Origin of the sequence: Rhodococcus sp. Q, from assembly GCF_005503035.1 — a bacterium.
GTDB lineage: Bacteria > Actinomycetota > Actinomycetes > Mycobacteriales > Mycobacteriaceae > Rhodococcus_G.
On record NZ_SCOY01000033.1, the window covers coordinates 32868 to 53768 of the forward strand.

Here is a 20901-nt window from a genome sequence, read left to right on the forward strand (position 1 = left end):
GGACATATGTTCAATCAAACGGTTGAGTGCGCCCCCTCCATCCGCGAATTCCATGCGTATATGCTGCGCTCGATCGAACCCGCGGAAAGCAATTGTCGTGAAGCCGGGTAACCGTAACCGGAACCGATTGATTGAATTGTTTACCGGGATCGATCAGCGCAATTCCTGGAACAGTTCACCAGTTCGGGTACCACTCGAACCCAAATGCAGGGACATGGGATGACCAGCGATACCACCACCACCAGCAGCAGCCGGGCGACGCGACGCGTCACCATGGCGGAGCTACCCGGACTCGTCGGCACGAGCCTCGGATCGTCGTCCCGAGTCGTGATCACCCAGGAACAGATCAACCTGTTCGCCGATGCGACCAACGACCACCAGTGGATCCACGTCGACCCCGCACGAGCCGCCCGCGGACCGTTCGGGGCACCGATCGCCCACGGCTACCTCACCCTGTCGCTGGCAGTCGACCTCTACTCGCAGCTGCTCGACGTCACCGACTGCGACCAGTTGATCAACTACGGACTCGACAAGGTCCGCTTTCCCGCCCCGGTACCCGTCGACTCGTCGGTCGGTGCCGTCGCCGAGGTGACCTCGGTCGAGCCGTGCGCCGGCGGTTACCAGATCGCGGTCACCCTGACCTTCGACGCGCTCGGCGTCGATCGCCCGGTCTGTGTTGCGCAGATGATCCTGCGCTACCTCGGCAGCGCCGGCCAGGCCACGGGAGGCGACAATGCTTGATCAGGCCTTCCGTCAGGTGTCCGCCCGAGTCGACCCGGTCGGCTGGCTCGCCGCCAGTACCTCGGTCGCCAAGAGCGCGGCGCGCAACCCGGCCGGGGTCGCCGCCGCCACCGGCAGGCTCGCGGTCGAGCTGGCCCGGATCCCGACCGACACCGCGCGGGTCGCGATCGGGGCGGACACGGACCCGCCTGCCCCGAACGACCCGAGGTTCCGTAACCCCGCGTGGCAGGAGAACCCGGCGTACTTCGCCCTCCTCCGCGCGTATCTGTGCGCTCGGTCCTACGTGGACGGACTGGTCGACGCGGGATCCGAGGACGCCTTCACCACGGCGAAGGCCCGCCAGTTCGCCCACCTCGTGCTCGACCTCGCAGCCCCGACCAACAATCCCGTCACCAACCCGGCGGTGCTCACGCGCGCGATCACCACCGGCGGCAAGAGCCTGACTCGGGGTGCGGCCCATCTGGTCGAGGACATCGTGACGCGTCGCGGGCTTCCGAAGCGGGTCGACCCGAACGCGTTCACCGTCGGCGAGAACATGGCCGCCACCGAAGGCAAGGTCGTCTTCCGAAACGACCTGATCGAGCTCATCCAGTACGAACCCAAGACCGACCGGGTGCACGAGATTCCGCTCCTCGCCTGCCCGCCGTGGATCAACAAGTACTACATCATGGACATCGGCCCCGGGCGCAGCTTCGTCGAGTGGGCGCTCGAGCACAATCGGACCGTCTTCCTGATCTCCTACCGCAATCCGGACGAGTCGATGAGCGAGGTGACGTTCGACGACTACCTCACCCACGGCGTCGCCGCGGCGATGGACGTCGTCGGCGACATCACCGGGGCGCCCCGGATCGACATCGTCGGACTGTGCCTGGGCGGCGCGATGGCGTCGATCGCGGCAGGCCACCTGGCCGGCTCCGGTGACCACCGCCTCGGCACGCTGACGCTGGCGAACACCCTGCTCGACTACAGCAACCCCGGCGCGCTCGGACTGATGACCGACCCGGACACCCGCGCCAACCTGGACGTCCTGATGGCGGACAACGGCTACCTGTCCGGTGAGGACATGGCCCTGACGTTCGACATGCTGCGGGCCAACGACCTGATCTTCCGCTACTGGGTCAGCCGATGGATGCTCGGCGAGGAACCCGAGTCGTTCGACCTGCTGGCATGGAACGACGACTCGACCAGGATGCCCGCCGCGATGCACAGCACCTACCTGCGCACGCTCTACGCCGAGAACCAGCTGGCGCGTGGCGAGTTCGTCGTTGCCGGACAATCGATCTCGCTGTCGAAGGTCGACAGCGACGTGTACCTGGTCGGCGCGATCGACGACCACATCGCGCCCTGGGAGTCGTCGTACGCGGGCGGCCGACTGTTCGGTGGGCAGGTGCGCTTCGTGCTCTCGAACGGCGGGCACATCGCCGGCATCGTCAACCCGCCGGGCAAGAAGAACTGGATCGAGGTGCACGGCGCGCCCGACGAGTCGGCGCAGGCACTGCCATCGGACCCGGCACTGTGGCGATCGTCGGCCCGACGCCAGTCGGTCTCGTGGTGGGAGGACTGGGCGCTGTGGTCGCAGCGGCGAGCGGGCGACCTACAGGCACCACCGACCATGGGGAGCGAGCGGCACCCGGTGATCGGGATCGCCCCCGGCACCTACGTATTCAGCTGAGGACGCGACGCCACCTAGCGTGTTAGCACTCACCATGCTAACTTGCTAGCAGTCGGGCATCGACCCCGACAGAAACCGAGGAGACATCCGATGGCAGCACGGACCACCACCACGAGCGGCGCGGGCACCGCGACGACGACCGTCGCCGACGGCGTCGAGTCACTCACCAAGTCGTTCGACGAAAACCTCGAACGGGTACAGGGATTCAACGAGAAGTTCGTCGACGCCGCGAAGTTGAGCGGCAACCTGACGGTCGACGCCTACGAGAAGACCGTCACCTCCGTGGTCGACTTCAACCGGTCGATCGCCGAGGCCACCCGGTTGGACTGGGTCACCGCGATCGTGGACGCCCAGAGTTCGTTGATCACGGGCATCAGCACGGCCGCCACCACCGCGGCCCGCGAGATCCTCAAGTAGTCAGGCATCACCCCGTCGGCCCCGGACGGTCATCCGAACCGTCCGGGGCCGACGTGCGTCGCGACCCGGGGCTCCCTCAGGCTTCGTCCTGCCCGCCGGCGTCCGGGGCGGCGGCCCGATCGCCTGCCGCCGCTCCGCGACGCCGCTTCGCGACGGTCACCTCCCGGAAGGTGTCGTACATCTCCTCGAGTGCCGCCCGCTGTGCCTTCGTCAGATCGGGATCCCGGCGGATCGCTACCACCACCTCCGACGCATCGCCGGAGTCGTCACGGCGCGCCTGCGCGGTCAGCATCTCCGCCGACATGTGCAGGTGCTCGGCGATCGCGTCGAGCACCTGATCGCTCGGTGCGCGCAGATTCCGTTCGATCTGGGAGAGATAGGGATTCGAGATCCCGACCATTTCCGCGAACTTGCGCATCGGGACGGCCGCGAGCTCGCGCTGCTGCCGGATCAGCTCACCGAGAGTCGGGGCCCGGCTGTCGTCCACCATGGCGTCAGCGTACTGAACCTCGGCGCCGCATCCGCCCGGCCGGCTGTCGAACACCGCTCGGCGATCGCCCCTGCCCGACCACACGGATCACCCGATCCGGGTGATCCGAACGCGACCGATCCGGAAGCACACTTGCAGGACGGCCGCCGCGAGGCTGCCGCCGTGACGAGAGCGGGGGCCGAACGAGATGACCAACGAAACCCGAGCCGCCGGCCCGGACACATCAGCCCGCCGACGTTGGGTCTCGCTCGGGGCGATCTGCACCACCGCCGGCCTCGTGTGGCTGGCGTTCGCCGACCTCGGCGTGGCCATCCCGACGATCGCGGACGACTTCGGCGCCGACATGTCCTCCCTCTCCTGGGCCAACAACGCGTTCAGCCTCGTCACGGGCGCGCTGGTGATCGCCGCGGGCAAGTTCGGCGACGTCTTCGGTCGACGCCGGATGCTGCAACTCGGTGTTCTGCTGTTCGCGGCGTGCTCGGTCGTCGCGGCGCTCGCCCAGAACGTCGAAACACTCATCGTCGGCCGTGGCCTGATGGGCATCGGAGCGGCGATGATCCTGCCCGCGACTCTGGCGCTGATCCCGCCCCAGTTCTCCGGGAAGGCCCAGTTGACGGCATTCGGAGTGTGGCAGGGCGTCGCCTGGGGTGGGCAGGCGGTTGCCCCCACGATCGGCGGCGTCGTCACCGACACGGTCGGCTGGGCGTGGCTGTTCTGGATCAACGTGCCACTGGGGCTGGCCGCGTACGCGGTGATCCGTTCGACCACACCCGAATCCGCGGACCCCGACGGGTCACGTCACGTCGACTGGCTCGGCTTGGCCACGATCGGGCTCGCCGTGTTCACCCTGTTGTACGCCCTGACCGACGGCCCCAGCGCAGGCTGGACGTCCCCGCTGATCCTCACGCTGCTGATCGTGACGGTTGTGCTCGCCATCGCCTGGGTGGTGATCGAAAGTCGCGTTCGCGAACCACTGGTCGACCTCTCGCTGTTCCGGCTGCGTTCCTTCGACGGCGCCCTGACCGCGAACCTGTCGATGAACCTCTCCTACGCCGGCCTGTCCTACCTGCTGGTGCTGTGGCTGCAGAATGCCCGCGGCTACAGCGCCGTGCAGGCCGGACTGCTGATGCTGCCCGCCGTCGTCGGCATCTTCGCGTTCATCCCGCTCGGCGGCAGGCTCGACGAGCGGCTCGGCGGCCGCACCCCCGTCCTGGTCGGCCTGGGGACCATGGTGGTTGGCTTCCTGATCCTCGGTCCACTGAACGCCGATTCCGGACTGTGGCTCGTCGCCGCAGGACTCGTCGTCATCGGTCTCGGTCTCGGACTGCTGTCGACCCCCATCTCGAACGCCGCCGTCGGCGAGACCCCGGCCTCACTGTCGGGCACCGCAGCCGGGGTGTTCAAGATGTCCAGCATGGTCGGCGGGGCGCTCGGTGTCGCGATCCTCACCGCGTTCGCCCGCGGCTTCTCGATGGCCGACAGCGAGAACGCGATCGACACGGCGGGCCTGACACCCGGCGACATCGACCAGGCCCATCAGGCACTGGTCAACTCGTCGTCCTTCGCGGACGCGCTCGCGTCGTTGCCCACCGACCTGCGTGACCATGTCACCACGGCGGCAATCGACGCCTTCTCCACCGGCGTCGGCCGAACGATGCTCGTCACCGCGGCAGGGCTGGTTGTGGCCACCGTCACGGTCGGTTTCGTCTGGCCGCGCCGCCGCAGTGCCGAACCCGACAGGCACTGATCCTCAGCCGCCACCGACCGGAGCATCGATTCGCACTCCGCGTGCCCGGATTGGGAGGATCAACCCGGACCGCACGCGCGGCCGAACCGGAACAACCAAAAGTCACAGACCCCTGGCGGTGCTGGTTCTTCCCACCATCGCCCAGTTCAGGAGTGCAAACAGTGAGCAGTACAAGGGTGATGTCGAGGCACGACTCCTCATCACATCGACATCGGCCTCCGGTGGATCACCGCTTCCTCGGACTCGACACACGTGTGTTCCCTCACGCATTGGCGATCCTTGCGGTGTGGCTCCTGTGGGTGGTGATCGTGCCGGCCATCGATTCTGCGGTGTCGTCCGAGGACCCGACCGTCGTGGGTGACCGACTGGCGGTGACCGACTCGATCTCGTTCGCGCCCGTCCCCGGGTGGAACGTCGACAGCGGATTCCGGGTCGAGCAACACGGCGCATCCGATTCCGTTCCGCGGGTCGCCCTGACCCGTGGCAACGTCACCTTCTCCGTCGACGCCGACACCTTCGACGGCACAGCGGGCGAGTTGCTGTCCCAGGTTGATGCCGTCGGTTCGGCCACGAACGGGAACTCCGTGCTCGCCCTGTCCAGCGCGCCCCGTCCGGTGACCACCGAAGGAGGCCTGTCCGGCGTCCAGATCCGATTCGACACCCCCAGTGCCGCGGGTTCGGTGACAACCTTCGTCGTCGACGGAACCGGGCTGCGTGTGCAGGTGGTCGGTCCGCCCGATCAGATCGCCGACCGAAGCCAGGAGATAGACGCGATGCTCGCCGGCATCGGAACGACCGAGGGGAATGGACAGTGAGCACTGCACTACTCGAATCGCGTTCGGCGGCACTCGAAAAGACCGCGTGGGGCGAGAAGTTCCGGTTCGTCCAACCACGAAACGTGGTGTTCTGGATGTATCTGTGGCTCTGCGGAGTCGGCGCGGTCAAGGGCTGGCAGATGTTCGCCCCCTACTCTGGATACTTCGGGCGATCCCTTCTCGTCGCCGGCGTCGTCGCCGTCATCAGTGTCCTCGTGTGGGGGTGGTGGTTCCGGCACATCGACCGCTTCGAGCGCCAGCCGGTGGGACTGGTGGTCACCGGCTTCGTATGGGGCGCAACGGCGGCGACGTTCACCATCGCCCTCCCCGGCAACAGCGCACTCGGATCCCTGTACACCAAACTGTCCGGGCAGGTGTGGGCCCAGGATTGGCACGCCGGACTCTCCGCTCCGCTGGTCGAGGAGACGGCCAAGGGCGTCGGAATCATCGTCCTTCTCGCGCTGGCACCGCGTCTGGTGCGTACCGTGACCGACGGACTGCTGCTCGGCGCGTTCATCGGGTTGGGATTCCAGACGAGCGAGGACTTCCTGTACTCGCTGGCCGGGGCAACCCAGGGCTTCGGCGCGCATCAGACCGACGGTCTCCTCGGATCCATCGCGACACGAACGTATTCCGACATCATCTCGCATCCCCTGTTCACGGCGCTCTTCTGTGCAGGCGTGATGTACCTGATCGGCTCGTCGGCGCAGCCACGTCGGATCGGACGAGGGTTGGCGCTGATCGTGGCACCGATCGTGATCCACGGCATCTGGGACTCGATGGTCGCGATCTCCGGCGGCAGCAATGCACTGGTCCTCGTCATCATGATCGGCGTCACGATCTTCGCGTTGACCGCGCTGTGGATCGCATTCGTCTGGGCGCATCCTCGCGAAGCGCACTTCGTCCGCGACGTCCTCGGCCCAGAGGTGGAGTCCGGGGTGTTGACGGATGACGAGGTGACGGCGGCTGGTGGATGGCGGCAACAGCGGCAATTCGTCAGGGCTGCAAGCAACCGAACCGAACGACGCCATCGTCGACTCCTGGTCCGCGCAGCACTGGACCTGTGTGCGGATCTGGCAGCCGGCAAGGGAGCCGACAGCGCCGACGTCGTCGAGTCGCGTAGCGAAATCGCACGGCTACGCCTGCAGAGCAGTTCCTGACCTGAGGTAGCAGGATCGGAGACACCGGGCGTCGGGCACGGACCTCGTTTCGGCCCGACACCCGGTGGGGCCCTGCCTCCCTGACTTCCGGCGAGGGCGCCCCGTCAGGGCGTGTCGCGGCGCCGGAAGCCGGTGAACCCGATGATCAGGAACCCGATGGTGACCAGGCTGATCCACCCGAGACCCGACCAATCGGCGGCGCCGGACGCCACCTTCGGGACGCGATAGAAGGGGCTGATCCCGAGCGCCCAATCGGGCAGTTTGAAGCTGGGACCGAGCAGGGTGAGCACGAAGGAAACGATCACTCCGAGCCAGGACGCCAACTGAACCTGCGGCCGGGCTCCGATGACCGCGACCGCGAGGGCGACGATCGTCCACACCGCAGGCACCGTCCCCAGCGCCTGCAGCAGTGCGTCACCGAAACCGATGCCGATCTTCGCGGTGGCGGCGAAGACACCGATCACGGTTCCGGCGATGAGCACGAACACGGCGGGTGCGGCGAATGCCACGAGCACGTTGCCGCCGTAGTACCGATTGCGGGTGATCGCGGTGGCGAGCACGGGTTCGGTGCGGTCGTCGAGTTCTTCGGCGCGGACGCGGTTCACGATCTGCACGCCCGCGACCGAGGCGATGATCCCGACCAGGCTGAGGATGGTCGCGAGGAACGCGGAAACCAGGGTGGCGGGCGACGTCGCACCGGACGCGAATATCTGGGCCAGCGCCGGATTCGCGGCGAACAGGTCCTTCACGGACCGCGTGAAGTACCCGAAGATCACGCCGAGTCCGACGAACGCGAGCGACCACGAGACGACCGGAGAGCGATTCAGCCGCGCCGCCAATGCGAGTGGGGTACGGGCGGTCCCGCGGCCCGGCCCGGGCCGGGGTGCGACGAGGCCCTGACCGAAGTCCCGCGAGGTCTGCAACGCGAACGCGATCGCAGCGACGACGCAGGCCAACGCCACCGCGAGCAGCAGCGGCCACCAGTGATCCCCGGTGGCCGGGCGCGTTTCCTCCACCCACCCGAGAGGGTTGATCCAGGTGGTCCAACCGGGCGCCTCGACCGAGTACAGAAAGCCCCGCAGTACGAACAGCACTCCGAGTGTCGCAACCGCGATCGACGTCGCGGTCCTGGCATCGGCGCCGATCTGGGCGCAGAGCGCAGCGACAGCAGCGAACATCCATCCGGTGACCGTGAACCCGGCACCGAGCAGCATCGACGACTCCCACGCGCCACCGCACAGGCTGGTCGCCACACCCGCGACGATGCCGACCGCGAGGGACAGCATCGCGGCCATGACCAGTGCGGTGAGCAGTCGTGACTGCCGGCCGAGCACCCCGGAGGCGAGGAGCTCGGCCTGACCGGAATCCTCCTGCCCGCGACTGGCTTTCACGGTGGTGAAGATCGCACCCAATGCGGTGACGAAACCGCCGAGGGCGAGACTGCGCCATGCGGTGAACCCGTCGACGGTCGACAGGTCGAACGCCGGACCGAAGATCAGACCCAGCGCCGGGTTCGCGCCCACAGTCGCGGCGAACGCCTGACGTTCCTGCGGCTCGGGGAACAGCAGCGGATAGGCGATCACCGACGACACCGCCAACAATGTGGGGAGCAGCACCCACGGCGCGAACGAGTGGGCTTCGTGCCGCAGCGACGCCCGCAGCAGCGGCCGCGTACCGACGAGTGCCGCGGGCGCCGTCATCGGGTGGTCTCCGTCTCGTCGTCCTGCTCGTAGAGGCGCAGGAACAGGCTCTCCAGTGATGGTGGGGTGACGGTCAAACTCCGCAGACCGCACGCGGTGAGCGCTTCCATCGCCTCGCCGATCCGATCGGTGTCCACCGTCGCGGTCAGGTGGTTGCCGTCGAGGTGGACCTCGTGCAGCACCGCCACACGGTCGATGTCGTGAACGGTGGCCAGTTCGGCGCGCACCGTGGTGCGCATGTGGCCGCGCAACTCCGACAACGTCCCCGTCTCCACGATCACGCCGTCCCGGATGATGCTGAGTCGATCCGCGAGGATTTCGACCTCGGCCATGATGTGGCTCGACAGCAGCACGGTGGTTCCGCGCGCCACGGCTTCCCCGACCACCTCCTGGAAGACGTTCTCCATCAACGGATCGAGCCCGGAGGTCGGTTCGTCGAGGATCAGCAGTTCGACATCGGAGGCCAGCGCCGCGACGATCGCCACCTTCTGCCGGTTTCCCTTCGAGTACTGGCGGCCGCGTTTGGTCGGATCCAGTTCGAAGCGCTCCACCAGATCCGCACGACGAGCTTCGTCGATGCCGCCGCGCAGCGACCCGAGCAGGTCGATCGCCTCACCGCCGGTCATGCTCGGCCACAACGACACATCGCCGGGGACGTAGGCGAGCCGCCGGTGCAGTTCGACGACGTCACGCCACGGGTCGCCGCCGAGCAGTCGCACCCGACCACTGTCCGCGCTGAGCAGTCCGAGCAGGACGCGGATCGTCGTGGACTTGCCCGCCCCGTTGGGGCCGAGGAAGCCGTGCACCTGACCGCGTTCGACCTGCAGGTCGAGACCGTTCAGCGCCCCGAACTTCCCGAACGACTTGTGCAGTCCCGCAACATCGATGACGAGATCCCCGCTGTCCACGGCGTCCTCCAGACCCGACGGTGTTCCTCCGATGGTTCCACGACGGTACAACCGAGTCCACGACGGCGAAGGGAATCCGATCGCCGATGCTCGTCACCCGGCAATGAGCACCGCCGCCCCCACCACCCGGCCCTCCCGCAGATCGGTGAGCGCACGGTCCGCCTCGTCGAGGGTGTAGGCGTTGGCGGTGACGAGCAGCCGGTGCCTGCTCGCGAAGTCGAGGAACTCACGGGCGTCGCTTCGGGTGTTGGAGGTGACCGAACGCAGCGTCCGCTCCTGGAACAGGTGCTCCTGGTAGTGGAGGCGGGTGATGTCGGTGAGGTGAATCCCCGCGACAGCGAGGGTGCCGCCGCGGTCGAGCGCGGCGAGGGCAGGGGGGACCAGCGTGCCGACGGGCGCGAACAGGATCGCCGAATCCAGCGGTACCGGTGGCGGGTCCGCCGGTCCCTGCACCGACGCCACCCCCAGTTCCTGGGCGAGACGCGTCGCTCGCTCCCCCCTCGTCATCACGTGCACCTCGATACCTCGAGCCATGGCGACCTGCGCGGTCAGGTGGGCGCTGCCACCGAACCCGTAGATGCCGAGCCTGCCGCCGTCGGGTACGTCCGCCATCTTCAGCGCGCGGTATCCGATGATCCCGGCGCACAGCAGCGGCGCGAGTTCCTCGTCGAGATAGCCGTCGGGCAGCCGGTGCGCGAACGCGGCGGGCACCACCGCGTACTGCGCGTACCCGCCGTCGACATCCCATCCCGTGTAGCGGGATTCGGGACAGAGGTTCTCGTCACCGCGCACGCAGTAGCGGCACACCCCACAGGTGGCCCGCAGCCAACCGATGCCAACCCGATCACCCAAACCGAATCCGTCGCCGACCCGATCACCCCACGCGACGACCTCGCCCACCACCTCGTGGCCGGGCACCACCGACATGCGGTGCACGGGCAGGTCCCCTTCGGTGACGTGGAGATCGGTGCGGCACACCCCGCACACCCGGACCCGCACCAACAGCTCGTCCGGCCCCGGTTCCGGGACCGGCATGGTCAGCTGCGCGAGCGGCCGCGAGCGCATCGGGCCGGGCTCGCGAACCCGCCAACCCGTCATCGTGCCGGGGAGGTCCACCTGTCCACTGTCCCCTGTTCGTCGACCGTGCGCCACCGGAGAAGCGATGCCTCAGGTTCACCTCAGGAACGCGTCGGTAGAGTCGTGGCGCTCGAGCCCCTGACCTGACTCATGACACCCCGAGGATGCCAATTCAATGACGCGCTGGGCCGCTTTCGTCGTCGCGAGAAAATGGTTGGTTCTTGCTCTCGCCGTGATTGCCGTACTGGCGGCCGGAGCGTGGGGGCTCGGAGTCTTCGGGAAGATGAGCCAGGACGGCTACTTCGACCCGAACAGTGAATCCGCACAGGTCAGTACCCTCATCAACCGGGAACTGGGTCAGCAGAGCCCGGACATCGTCGCGATCTACACCGCCCCCGAGGGGCAGACGCTCGCCGACATCGGCCCGGAGGTGCAGCAGACCCTGGCCGACTTCCAGGAGGATTGGCCGACTCGTTCGGTCGTGTCCTACTGGTCCGTCGGGTCGAACGCCTCGCAACCACTCGTCTCCGAGGACGGCACCAAGGCGCTGGCCACGGTCTTCGTCGACTGGGACGCCGGGCCGAAGCTCGCGGATCTCGACGCGATGACAGCCGCTCTCGACCCGCCGGGAATCGACGCCGAGTTCGCAGGCGGCACCCTCGTCGGGAACTCGTTCAACCAGCACCTGCAGCAGGACCTCGTGAAGGCCGAGGCGATCGCCATTCCGATCACGCTCCTGCTGTTGGTGGTCATCTTCGGCACTGTGACCGCCGCCGCGGTCCCCGTGTTCGTCGGCATGCTCGCGGTTTTCAGCGCTCTCGGCACGCTGCGGCTGCTCACCGAGATCACCGAGGTCTCCTCGTTCGCACTCAACGTTGCCTCCCTGCTGGGGCTCGGCCTCGCCATCGACTACGGCCTGTTCATCGTGAGCCGATACCGGGAGGAACTCGCGTCGGGCAGCGAACCCGGCGAGGCTGTGCGCCGCACCGTTCTGACCGCGGGCCGCACGGTGATGTTCTCGGGTCTGCTGCTGGTGTGCGCGTTCGCGGGCATGCTCGTGTTCCCGCAGCCGGTGATCAAGTCGCTCGGCTACGGCGCCATCGCCGCGGTGACGAGCGCGGCGGTCCTGTCCCTGACGGCGGTGCCCGCGCTCCTGGCGATCCTCGGCCGACGGATCAACTCGCTCGCGTGGCGCCGCGGTGCCGTCGAGCGCGGTGAGGCTCGCGCCGAACGGTTCTGGGGCGGCGTGGTGACGAAGGTGATGAAGCGGCCGGTCGTCTTCTCCGTCACGATCATCGCGGGCCTGCTGGTGCTCGCGTCCCCCTTGCTGAAGGTGGCGCTCGGTGAGATCACCTACACGGCGCTGCCGCCGAACGATCCTTCGCGCATCGCCACCGAAACCCTCGCCACCGAGTTCTCCTCCATGGGCGTGGGCGCCGGCGTCCTGTTGCGCGGCGAGGACGGCGCACCGCCGACCACGCCGCAGCTCGCCGAATTCACCCGTGACCTGCGTGCCCTCGACGGCATCGAGCAGGTGTCCCTGGTCGCGACCACCGGCGACGCCTCGGTCCTGAACGCGGTGTTCACCAACGGTGCCAATCCGGGCGAGATGGTGGTGGACATCCGGGCGATCGATCCGCCCGAGGGCACCGACGTGATGGTCGGCGGCTCCGCCGCCCTCACCCACGACACCAATACCTCCATCGTCGACCACCTTCCGCTGATGATCACGATCATGGTGGTCTCCACGCTGGTGCTGCTGTTCCTGGCGTTCGGGTCGGTGGTGCTGCCGATCAAGGCGGTCGCGATGGCGGGCCTGAGCCTCGCCGCGACGTTCGGCATCCTCACCTGGATCTTCCAGTTGGGCCACGGCGCAAGCCTGCTCGGCGTCACCCCGAACCCTCTCGAACCGACGTTCGTGGTGTTGATCCTCGCCGTCGTCTTCGGCCTGTCCACCGACTACGAGGTGTTCCTCATGTCGCGGATGGTCGAAGCCCGTGCGAACGGCGCCACCACCGAGGAGGCGGTGCGGATCGGTACCGCCCGCACCGGCCGAATCGTCACCGCGGCAGCGGCGTTGCTCATCGTCGTCACCGGTGCGTTCACCCTGTCCGGGCTGTCGATCATGCGGTTCCTCGGTGTCGGCATGATCGTCGCGCTCATCATCGACGCCACCGTCGTCCGCATGCTTCTCGTCCCGTCACTGGTGAAACTGATGGGCGAGGCGAACTGGTGGGCACCGCAGTGGATGAAGAAGGTTCACGAGAAGGTCGGCATCGGGCACTGAACCGACGGCGGCCGCACGCGGCGATCGTTCCGTCCACGCGCCGGGATCGCGTCAACCGGGTCGCACGACCGATTCGACCAGGCTGTGGACCGACGCCGCGAGGCGTTCGGTCTGATCGGCGCGAATGTGGTGCAGGACCAGGTCGGCGCTCAGCGTACTGAGCAGGACCCGGGCCAGCACCTCGGCGTCGACGTCCGGTCGTACCTCGGTCAGCAGCGCGGCGATGTGCCCGTACCAGAACGCGTGGATCGCCTCGGCGTGCGGATCGTCGGTGGCGTTGTCGTAGGCCTTCATCAATTCGACGTTGTTCACGACCAGTCGAAACATCTCGTCGAAGTAGGCGAGCAGTCGGTCCGCGGCAGGCGCGCCCGGTCCCAGCGGCGGTGCTCCGTCGATCACCGCATCGCGCAGGGTGTGAGCGCGTTCGAGAACCAACGCCCTCATCAGGCCTGCCCGGTTGCCGAATCGGTGAAAGATGGTGCCCTTCCCCACCCCGGCGGATTCGGCGATCTGCTCGATCGAGACGTTGTCGGCTCCGAACTCGGACAGCAGGGCGTCGGCGGCTTCGAGAATCGCCCGCCGATTGCGCACCGCATCGCTGCGCTCCCGCCGCTGTTCGTCAGCCACGCGTACCTCCGTTGACAAGTTGACCGCCGGTCCATAACGTACGAGGCGCCCCATTAACTGGACCCAAGGTCAACTTAAGGGAGAGCCAATGCGAGCAATAGTAATGACGTCGGCCGGTGAGCCGGGCGTTCTCGTCGAGCAGGACATGCCCGCACCGACGCCGGGCGCGGGCCAACTTCTGATCCGAACCGAAGCGATCGGGGTGCATTTCGCCGAAACCCAGCTCCGTTCGGGCGTTTTCCCCGCGCAGACGGACACACCCTTCGTGTTCGGCGGCGAAGCGGCCGGAGTGGTCGTGGATGTCGGGCCGGGTGTGGACTCGGCTCTGATCGGCACGCGGGTCCTCGCGACGACCGACGACGGCACCGGCGCCTATGCCGAACAGGTCGTGGTGACCGCGTCCACGGCGGTCCCGATCCCGGACACCCTGCCGACGACCGACGCCGTCGCCGTGGCGGTCCCGGGCGCGGTGGCGGTGACCCTGCTGCGTGCGGCAGAGTTGCGTGGCGGCGAGGTGGTGCTCGTCGAAGCCGCATCCACCGGTGTCGGGGCCTACCTCACCCAGTTGGCCGGGGAGTTCGGCGCCGGACGCATCCTTGCGACCGCGGGTACCGCCGCGAAGCGCGAGCGGGCGAAAGCCCTCGGCGCGAGCGATGTCTTCGACCACTCGGCGCCCGGATGGCAGGACCGGATGCGAAACGCCCTCGGCGGCACAACGATCGACGTCGTCTTCGAATCGATCGGTGGCGATTCGGCGACGGACGTCCTCGACGCGATGACGCCGGCGACCGGGCGGATGCTGTTCTACGGACTGCTGAGCGGCCGCCCTGCCTCCGTCACCGCGCAGGATCTCATGTTCCGCGGTCTCACCCTCAGGAGCTGTAGTGGACCCGCCTGGCTCGAGCGCGTCGCCGCGGCGAAGGTCGAGATCCTCGAACGCGCCGCGGCAGGGACCATCACCCCACTGGTCGACTCCGTGATCCCGCTCGGCCAAGCACACCTCGCCCACCGGAAGATCGAGGAACGGCGAACCACGGGGAAAGTGATTCTCACACCAACGGTGTGACGTCACCCGCGACCAGGGCACGCACCGGCTTCGCCTGGGCGCCGCAGCTGGCAGGACGCGGCGGCAGGTCGATGCCGGTGACCGGCACTTCCCAGGACCGGCCGTCTCGGTGCCGAACAATGGGGCGGTCCGCCGGCCCGGATACGTGCAGGTCGTTCGCGGCGGCAGTGATCTGTTCCCGGACAACGATTTCCGCGGTCTGCCCGGGAGGAGACCAGCAGCTACGACCCCGCAGTCCCGGCAGGTGCACCTCGCCGCGGCTCGCGGCGGCGATCGCCTCCGCCGACTCCTTCTCGTCGAGGCGCCCGTACGTGTAGCCGGTGGGAAGCAGGATCATCGACGGCGCGAACCGGTGTCCACCGGTGTGGGAGCACTCCCACACCGCGTCCCCGAACCGCTCCGCCAAGCCTGCCGCGACGGGCCTTCCGAGCACCGCGCAGCACTGGTCGCGTTTGCCGTGCGCGCACACCAACGCCACCGGCGCGGTGACGGACTCACCGAGGCCCGGCGGGTCGACAGCGGCGGCGAGGTCGAGGTCGAGCAGGTCGGCAGGCGAGGACACCTCGAAGCGCTCACACCATGTTCCGTCCGGCGCGGACCGCGCGAACAGCACCGTCCGGGTGTGCTTCGCCGCCGCGCGTCCGGGCCTGCGGATCAACAACAGTCGGACTCCAGCAGCGTCCACGTGCGCCTGCAGTCGTTCCGACAGCTGCGGACCGAACGCCTCGCCGGCGAACACGTCGCGGCCCCACGCCCCGGCATGTTCGAGACACAGCCACGCGGTCACCTGCGCGGCCGTCCCCGCCAGCGGTTCGTCGAGGGCGGAGAGCGCCGAGCAGGTGTCCGCCTTCAGCGCGGTCGGTGCGGCGCTCATGCGATCCCCGGCGCGAGCCACCGAGTGAGGAACGCGCGCAGGTCGTCGTCGTCACGCAGGGCGGCGTCGTCGAAGCAGACCACCGACAAGCCGAGGTGGACGGCGATCTCGGCGAAGTCGTCGATCCGGTCGACGACATTGGGAAACAGCTCACCGATGGGCTGGAGCAGCACGCGCGCAACAACTTTCGCCCGAGTGACGGCACCGTCGTCGAAGAGTGGATTGTTGGTCTCGGATCGCAACAGTGCGGTGAGGACTGGATCGCTGCGCACGGCCCCGCGGCACGCGACGATGAGTTCGACGAGATACTCGCAGGGGTCGGCCGCGGAGGTCAGTTCGCGCTGAATCTCGGTGGCGACCTCGGTCAGGCGACTGACCATCGCCTGCGAGACCACTTCCTCGCGGCTGCCGAAATTCGTGTACACGGTCTGCCTGGTCACGCCGGCCGCCTGCGCGACCGAGGCGATGGTGATCCCCTCGAAGCCGTTGCACCCGATCAGATCGAGCGTGGCATCCAAGATCCTCTTCCGTGACCGCATCGCGTCATTATCCCCGTCCGTCGTTGGCCAGGAACCCGACTACGGTCGATTCGAATTCGCGGGGCCGGTCGCGGTGCACGCTGTGGCCGACCTCGATCGTCACGGCACGACTGTCCGGGATCGCGGCGACTGCAGCCTCCAACCGGGCCGGGTCGACCATTCCCCTCGGCCCACCGGTGATCATCAGCGTCGATGCGGTCATCGACGGCAACGCCGACCACCACGCGGGGTGCGGTGTGCGGAACTGTTCGAGCGCCGACCGCGTCATCGATCGGTCGAAAGCGAACGATGCCCGGGGGCTGCGAAGCAGGCTCGTCCCCGCATGCCACAGTTCCACCGGGCTCGGCAGTCGACGCGCGAGCGACCCCAACTCCTCACCTGTCCGCAGCGGCAGAGGTGCCTCCTCGAGGACGAGACGCCGCACGAGGTCGGGGCGCGACTGGGCGGCCAGCGACGCCGCGTGCCCACCGAGCGAATGCCCGACGACGTCGACGCGATCGAGGGCCAGGTGATCGCACAGTGCGAGCAGGTCCGCGCCGAACTCGTGGAAGCGGTAACTCGGGGCGTGCGCGCTGCGGCCGTGTCCGCGAAGGTCCGCGACGATCACTCGGCGTCCACGCGTGACGAGCGACCGGGCGAACCGGTCCCACGTCGCGCCGTCCCCGCCCATTCCGTGCACGAGCAGGACCGGCACCGGATCGGCGCCACGCGAGTCGCGGTAGTGGATGTCGACGTCGTCGAACGTCGCCGTCGCCGTCGTCATCATCGAGTCGTACCTGTCCTTCGCGCTGCTCAGCTTCTCTGCCGAAAGGGTAGTCGCCATCCCGCGGGACGGTCGCGGTGGGCTTCACTCGTACACCCCCTCGACACGCCAACCGGACCCGTCGAACCGCACCAGCAGCGCACGGGGGCCGCCCTCCCCGCCTGCGGGCGCGAGCAGAACCTGGGCGCGGGCGAGCCTGCGCGCGGAGGCCGGATCCCACCACCGCTCCTCCACCGGCCAGGGACCTGCGCACCCGAGCAGATCCCAACTCCGCCTCCCCCACCGCAGTCGGCCCGGTCGGGAATCGAACTCGCCGCGATCGGTGACCGACACCGGGCGTCCCGCGGAATCCTCGAGCACGACGGGCGGCGGCTCCGGCAGCACCGCGGTGGGCGCCGGTTCGGGGAGACGCCCCGGCCACGGAGCCGCCGGGTCGGCGGCAGGCACCGGCTCGTCACCGAGAGGCACGACCGTGACCCGCTCCCCGGGTCCCCGGCCGCCACTGAGCACCCCGACCCGGACGGCGTCACCGCCCAGTAGTCCCTGCACCCGGACCAGGGCGCGGCGCGCGCGCTCGTCCTCGGCCCCGACCCCACCCCACAGGCCGAGTTGCAGCGCACCGGCCGCCACCACCTCGACCGGCTCCAGTCGCAGTATCTCGATTCCCGCGGTGGGCCTCGCCTCGCTGCGTCCGGTCAGCCAGCCGTCCAACTGCCAGCGCACCCGGTCCGCGGTGCCGTCCGGTGTCAGCGGCTCGGCGCACCGCCAGATCCGCGAAAGGCTTTGTCCGTGACCGGTACTCGCGTACACCTCCAGCCGTGTGCACGCCACCGAGGCGGCCGACAGTCGCGCGTGCAGTCGTTCGGCCAGAGTGCGGCCCGCGAACGCGGCCGCGTCCACCCGGTCGACGGGCGGGTCGAGTTGCAACTCCACCGCCAGATCGGGCGGCAGGGCACGCGCCGACGGCGGACGCTCCGGCTGCGCCCGGGCACTGCGATGGGCCGCGGCCGCGTCCGCCCCGAACCGTGAGGCCACCGCGACCGGGGTCAGCGCGGCGAAGTCCCCGATCGTGCGCAAACCGAGGCGACGCAACAGATCGATCAGATCGGTGCGGCCCTGGCCCGACAGCGCCGGCTCGGCCGCGAGTTCCGCGACGGGAAGCGGAGCCAGGAACCGCGCCCCCTCTCCGGGCGGGACCAGCACCCCTCTGCGCGCCGCGACGACCGCGGTGGACAACTCGTCGGCAATCCCGATCTGGCATTCCGTTCCCACTGCGGCCACCTCGTCCACCAACCGCTCCGCGGCAGCCTCCTCCGATCCGAAGTACCGGGCCGCACCCCGTGCGGCGAGGACCAGCAGTCCGGGACGCATCACCTCGACCCCGGGTGTGGCCGCGTCGACCGCCGCGGCCACCGGCTCGAACATCCGGGCATCACGCGCCTCGTCCGCGGCCAGCACGTGCAGTCGTGGGCATCGCCCCTGCGCGTCCCGCCGCCGCAGCCCCGGCACCACCCCGTCCGCCCTGGCCGGGGCGGTGCACGCGACGACCCGGCTACCGGCGAGCACCGCCACCGGTTCGGTCGGCGGCAGATCCTCGGACGCCGCCGCCGCGACCGCGGGCCAGTCCGCGCACCACAGCGCCAACACCCGCGGCGAGCTCACGCCGCACCACTCGGTACACGCGAGATCGGCTTCGGTTCAACAGATTCAGGGAACCACTCCACCCGACCGCGGCGCGGGCACAGGTCGACGCGGGCGGTACGACGCTGAAACGCCCGCCCCTCGACTCCGACCGACAACCGCAGTCCCCGCAGCCTGCCGCACCCCCTACCGAGCCCGTCGTACTCGTGCACGGTCGCATCGAGACGGATCTCCGCGCCGCCCCATCCGCCACCGGTCACCAGCAGGGTCGCCCCTTTGCTGCGGGCGCGCGCGACGACCGCCCGTGCCCGCGACGGCGGCACCACCAGAGCGCCGAGACCGAGCACCACCAGGTCGAGCCCGTCCAGGAGCACTGCCGCCACCTCGACCGGATCGGGACCCGGGTCGGGGATCACCGCCAGCCGTCCGAGTTCGGCGCCCATCTCGGACGCCGCGAGCAGCCCGAGCCGAGGGTGCCCGACCACGGCCGCGTGCCCACCGGACGCCGTCACCGCGGCGATCAGACCGACCAGCAGCGACGCCGCGCCCGAAACGGCGACCACCGACCCCCGAGGCAACCCGCCCTGCGGAAGCAGCGCGGCCAGCGGCTCGGGCACGGGAAGCACCTCTCGCTCGGTTCCCGGGGCCCGGTCCGGACGAGCCGCGACGGACTCGCCGCGCGCGGGCACTGCGGCGATCCGACTGCGCAACAGCTCGATTCGTTCCCGTCGGGAGAGCCCCGACGCCTCGAGTACCACCGGAACTTCCGGTGCGGCACCACTCGTCCCACCCACAGGCACACTCCGTCCACACATCTGCCCACGCACGACATCCACGACCATCGGTCGAGGCACCGCCGCGGGGAAGACGCGGACCACCCGAACCATTATCGAACACACATTCGATACCCGTTCAGTAAAGCCCGTCCCGACTGCGTCGTCAAGGCGTGGAGTATCCCCAGTTCAGGGCTCCGGGGAGCGGCCCCGACGACGCGTCGTCTACCCTCGCGGTGTGGCGCAGCAGGGGCAGCGAATCGTCGGACCGGACCATCTCGTGGCCGGCCGCTACCGACTGCGCTCGAAGCTCGGCGGGGGCGGCATGGGCTCGGTGTGGTTGGCGCACGACACCCGACTCGACCGCGACGTCGCCGTCAAGCAGATCTCCTTCCCCGCCGACCTCACCGAGTCCGCGGTGAAGGAGGCCCGCGCCCGCGCCATGCGCGAGGGCCGACTCGCGGGTCGCCTCACCCACCCGCACGCCACCGCGATGTACGACGTCACCCTCGAGGGCGACGACCCGTGGCTGGTCATGGAGTACATGCCCTCCCGCAGCCTCGCCCAGGCATTGAACGTCACCGAGTCACTGCCCCCGCTGCAGGTGGCCCAGATCGGGGCCCAGGTCGCCGATGCGCTCGCCGAGGCACATGCCGCGGGCATCGTGCACCGCGACGTCAAACCGGGCAACATCCTGATCGCCGATCGCGGCCCCACCGCGGGAACCGTCAAGATCAGCGACTTCGGCATCTCCTACGCCAAGGGCGAGACCCAGACCGGCTCGACCTCGGCGATCGTCGGTACACCCGCGTACTTCGCACCGGAGGTGGCCCGCGGAGGCGACCACACCGAGGCCTCCGACGTGTTCTCGCTCGGCGCCACCCTGTACACCGCGACCGAGGGGCAACCCCCGTTCGGCATCGACGACGACGCCATCGCACTCCTCCACCGGGTCGCCAAGGCCGAGATCATGCGGCCGACGCGCAGTGGCCCCCTCACCGACGTCCTGCTGCGCATGCTCGAACCCGACCCCAGCAGGCGCCCGACGATGGCCGAGGCGCGTGACCTGTTGGCGTACAGCACGTCAGGTCCGGGCACCAGCGTCGCGTACGTGCTCGGCGCACCCCTGCGCGACCCGGACGGCACGGTTCCGTTCTGGGCAAGGCGCGGCGCCGCACCCGCCGCGCGCCGCCCGCACCACAGCACCGTGAGCGGGCTCCCCGCCGCACCACAGACGGAACCACTGCACTCCGTTCGCCGGCCCGGCCCCGGCCTGCCGCAGCCTCCCGCGTTCGAGCCCAAGCGCGACACCGCGGGCCTGCCCACGCCACTCGTCGTCGCGCTGGCCGTCGCGGCCATCCTCGTCGTCATCCTGGCAGTCGCCATCCTGGCCTGACGAGAACCACGTCAGCGCAACACATTTGACCACACTGCCCCCGCGCCGGGAACTGTGACCCACGTCCCATTCCCCTCGGGACCTTCGACTCTTTCACGCGCCGTCGATGCCGACGACCATTTCGTGTCATGCGTGAGCACAGAAGACCCGGGAGTCCGGCAGCAGTTCGACGCGGCCGAGTGAGCGTGCGGCATGGTTGATCTCGCCC

Annotated in this window: 19 protein-coding genes; 9 read left to right on the forward strand and 10 right to left on the reverse strand. The window is 68.9% G+C overall.

Annotated features, from left to right (window positions below; translation table 11 throughout):
- Nucleotides 1-219: 219 nt before the first annotated feature.
- The 3 genes from FFS72_RS22010 (at nt 220) to FFS72_RS22020 (ending at nt 2830) form a co-directional block, all read left to right on the forward strand.
- The gene (locus tag FFS72_RS22010) at nt 220-741 is read left to right on the forward strand and encodes a MaoC family dehydratase (protein WP_137875935.1); all 522 of its coding nucleotides are present in this window, start codon (nt 220-222) and stop codon (nt 739-741) included.
- Nucleotides 734-2413, forward strand: coding sequence for a PHA/PHB synthase family protein (locus tag FFS72_RS22015; RefSeq protein ID WP_137875936.1), 1680 nt, complete (start codon nt 734-736; stop codon nt 2411-2413). The genes FFS72_RS22010 and FFS72_RS22015 overlap by 8 nt, the downstream gene beginning before the upstream one ends.
- A gap of 90 nt (nt 2414-2503) precedes the next feature.
- Nucleotides 2504-2830 carry a hypothetical protein gene (locus FFS72_RS22020; protein ID WP_137875937.1) on the forward strand — a complete coding sequence of 109 codons (327 nt, stop codon included), beginning with the start codon at nt 2504-2506 and terminating at the stop codon, nt 2828-2830.
- 76 nt (nt 2831-2906) lie between these two features.
- On the opposite strand, the gene FFS72_RS22025 is transcribed toward FFS72_RS22020, so the two are convergent.
- The gene (locus FFS72_RS22025) at nt 2907-3320 is read right to left on the reverse strand and encodes a helix-turn-helix domain-containing protein (RefSeq protein WP_137875938.1); all 414 of its coding nucleotides are present in this window, start codon (nt 3318-3320) and stop codon (nt 2907-2909) included.
- A 187-nt stretch (nt 3321-3507) separates the two neighbouring features.
- Here FFS72_RS22025 and FFS72_RS22030 point away from each other — a divergent pair, with 187 nt between their 5' ends.
- The 3 genes from FFS72_RS22030 to FFS72_RS22040 all read left to right on the forward strand — a co-directional run bounded on the left by FFS72_RS22030 (nt 3508) and on the right by FFS72_RS22040 (nt 7042).
- Entirely contained in the window at nt 3508-5067 is a 1560-nt protein-coding gene (locus tag FFS72_RS22030; protein ID WP_137875939.1) for an MFS transporter, read from the forward strand.
- 269 nt (nt 5068-5336) lie between these two features.
- A complete protein-coding gene (locus tag FFS72_RS22035) occupies nt 5337-5882 on the forward strand; it encodes a hypothetical protein (RefSeq protein WP_249353453.1) in 546 nt (181 codons plus the stop codon).
- On the forward strand, nt 5879-7042 hold the full coding sequence (locus FFS72_RS22040) for a PrsW family intramembrane metalloprotease (RefSeq protein WP_137875940.1): 1164 nt from the start codon (nt 5879-5881) through the stop codon (nt 7040-7042). Before FFS72_RS22035 ends, FFS72_RS22040 begins: the two co-directional genes overlap by 4 nt.
- Nucleotides 7043-7146: 104 nt before the next feature.
- Here FFS72_RS22040 and FFS72_RS22045 read toward each other — a convergent pair whose 3' ends face one another.
- The 3 genes from FFS72_RS22045 to FFS72_RS22055 form a co-directional block, all read right to left on the reverse strand.
- Nucleotides 7147-8742, reverse strand: coding sequence for an ABC transporter permease (locus FFS72_RS22045; protein WP_137875941.1), 1596 nt, complete (start codon nt 8740-8742; stop codon nt 7147-7149).
- Nucleotides 8739-9650: an ABC transporter ATP-binding protein gene (locus FFS72_RS22050; RefSeq protein WP_137875942.1), complete on the reverse strand. Its 912-nt coding sequence runs from the start codon at nt 9648-9650 to the stop codon at nt 8739-8741. The genes FFS72_RS22045 and FFS72_RS22050 overlap by 4 nt, the downstream gene beginning before the upstream one ends.
- A gap of 93 nt (nt 9651-9743) precedes the next feature.
- Nucleotides 9744-10748 (reverse strand): zinc-binding alcohol dehydrogenase family protein, encoded by a 1005-nt coding sequence (locus FFS72_RS22055; protein WP_137875953.1) that lies wholly within the window; start codon nt 10746-10748, stop codon nt 9744-9746.
- A 154-nt stretch (nt 10749-10902) separates the two neighbouring features.
- Between FFS72_RS22055 and FFS72_RS22060 the strand changes: the two genes are divergently transcribed.
- Nucleotides 10903-13014: an MMPL family transporter gene (locus FFS72_RS22060; protein WP_137875943.1), complete on the forward strand. Its 2112-nt coding sequence runs from the start codon at nt 10903-10905 to the stop codon at nt 13012-13014.
- Between the two features lie 51 nt (nt 13015-13065).
- Here the strand turns inward: FFS72_RS22060 and FFS72_RS22065 are convergent, their stop codons facing one another.
- Nucleotides 13066-13641, reverse strand: a complete 576-nt coding sequence (locus tag FFS72_RS22065; protein WP_249353454.1) for a TetR/AcrR family transcriptional regulator — start codon at nt 13639-13641, stop codon at nt 13066-13068.
- An 88-nt stretch (nt 13642-13729) separates the two neighbouring features.
- Between FFS72_RS22065 and FFS72_RS22070 the strand changes: the two genes are divergently transcribed.
- Complete coding sequence (locus FFS72_RS22070) at nt 13730-14707, forward strand: quinone oxidoreductase family protein (protein ID WP_249353455.1); 978 nt, start codon at nt 13730-13732, stop codon at nt 14705-14707.
- Here FFS72_RS22070 and FFS72_RS22075 read toward each other — a convergent pair.
- From FFS72_RS22075 to imuA', 5 genes are all read right to left on the reverse strand, one after another.
- Nucleotides 14691-15581: a ferredoxin family protein gene (locus tag FFS72_RS22075; protein WP_137875945.1), complete on the reverse strand. Its 891-nt coding sequence runs from the start codon at nt 15579-15581 to the stop codon at nt 14691-14693. The two genes, FFS72_RS22070 and FFS72_RS22075, sit on opposite strands and share 17 nt — an antisense overlap.
- A complete protein-coding gene (locus FFS72_RS22080; protein ID WP_050063274.1) occupies nt 15578-16120 on the reverse strand; it encodes a TetR/AcrR family transcriptional regulator in 543 nt (180 codons plus the stop codon). Before FFS72_RS22080 ends, FFS72_RS22075 begins: the two co-directional genes overlap by 4 nt.
- Before the next feature lie 7 nt (nt 16121-16127).
- Entirely contained in the window at nt 16128-16886 is a 759-nt protein-coding gene (locus FFS72_RS22085) for an alpha/beta fold hydrolase (protein WP_137875955.1), read from the reverse strand.
- An 81-nt stretch (nt 16887-16967) separates the two neighbouring features.
- Complete coding sequence (locus FFS72_RS22090; RefSeq protein WP_137875946.1) at nt 16968-18545, reverse strand: DNA polymerase Y family protein; 1578 nt, start codon at nt 18543-18545, stop codon at nt 16968-16970.
- Nucleotides 18542-19318 (reverse strand): DnaE2-dependent mutagenesis accessory factor ImuA', encoded by a 777-nt coding sequence (gene imuA' / locus FFS72_RS22095; protein ID WP_137875947.1) that lies wholly within the window; start codon nt 19316-19318, stop codon nt 18542-18544. Before imuA' ends, FFS72_RS22090 begins: the two co-directional genes overlap by 4 nt.
- A gap of 217 nt (nt 19319-19535) precedes the next feature.
- Here imuA' and FFS72_RS22100 point away from each other — a divergent pair, with 217 nt between their 5' ends.
- The gene (locus FFS72_RS22100; RefSeq protein WP_249353456.1) at nt 19536-20693 is read left to right on the forward strand and encodes a serine/threonine-protein kinase; all 1158 of its coding nucleotides are present in this window, start codon (nt 19536-19538) and stop codon (nt 20691-20693) included.
- The last annotated feature ends 208 nt before the right edge of the window (nt 20694-20901 follow it).

Bases quoted from the DNA above. Each gene is read 5' to 3' on its own strand.
- FFS72_RS22075 (WP_137875945.1), bottom strand. From the start codon at position 15,581: ATGAGCGCCGCACCGACCGCGCTGAAGGCGGACACCTGCTCGGCGCTC.
- FFS72_RS22055 (WP_137875953.1), bottom strand. From the start codon at position 10,748: ATGACGGGTTGGCGGGTTCGCGAGCCCGGCCCGATGCGCTCGCGGCCG.
- FFS72_RS22085 (WP_137875955.1), bottom strand. From the start codon at position 16,886: ATGATGACGACGGCGACGGCGACGTTCGACGACGTCGACATCCACTAC.
- FFS72_RS22025 (WP_137875938.1), bottom strand. From the start codon at position 3,320: ATGGTGGACGACAGCCGGGCCCCGACTCTCGGTGAGCTGATCCGGCAG.
- FFS72_RS22045 (WP_137875941.1), bottom strand. From the start codon at position 8,742: ATGACGGCGCCCGCGGCACTCGTCGGTACGCGGCCGCTGCTGCGGGCG.
- FFS72_RS22070 (WP_249353455.1), top strand. From the start codon at position 13,730: ATGCGAGCAATAGTAATGACGTCGGCCGGTGAGCCGGGCGTTCTCGTC.
- FFS72_RS22010 (WP_137875935.1), top strand. From the start codon at position 220: ATGACCAGCGATACCACCACCACCAGCAGCAGCCGGGCGACGCGACGC.
- FFS72_RS22080 (WP_050063274.1), bottom strand. From the start codon at position 16,120: ATGCGGTCACGGAAGAGGATCTTGGATGCCACGCTCGATCTGATCGGG.
- FFS72_RS22060 (WP_137875943.1), top strand. From the start codon at position 10,903: ATGACGCGCTGGGCCGCTTTCGTCGTCGCGAGAAAATGGTTGGTTCTT.
- FFS72_RS22020 (WP_137875937.1), top strand. From the start codon at position 2,504: ATGGCAGCACGGACCACCACCACGAGCGGCGCGGGCACCGCGACGACG.
- FFS72_RS22030 (WP_137875939.1), top strand. From the start codon at position 3,508: ATGACCAACGAAACCCGAGCCGCCGGCCCGGACACATCAGCCCGCCGA.
- FFS72_RS22015 (WP_137875936.1), top strand. From the start codon at position 734: ATGCTTGATCAGGCCTTCCGTCAGGTGTCCGCCCGAGTCGACCCGGTC.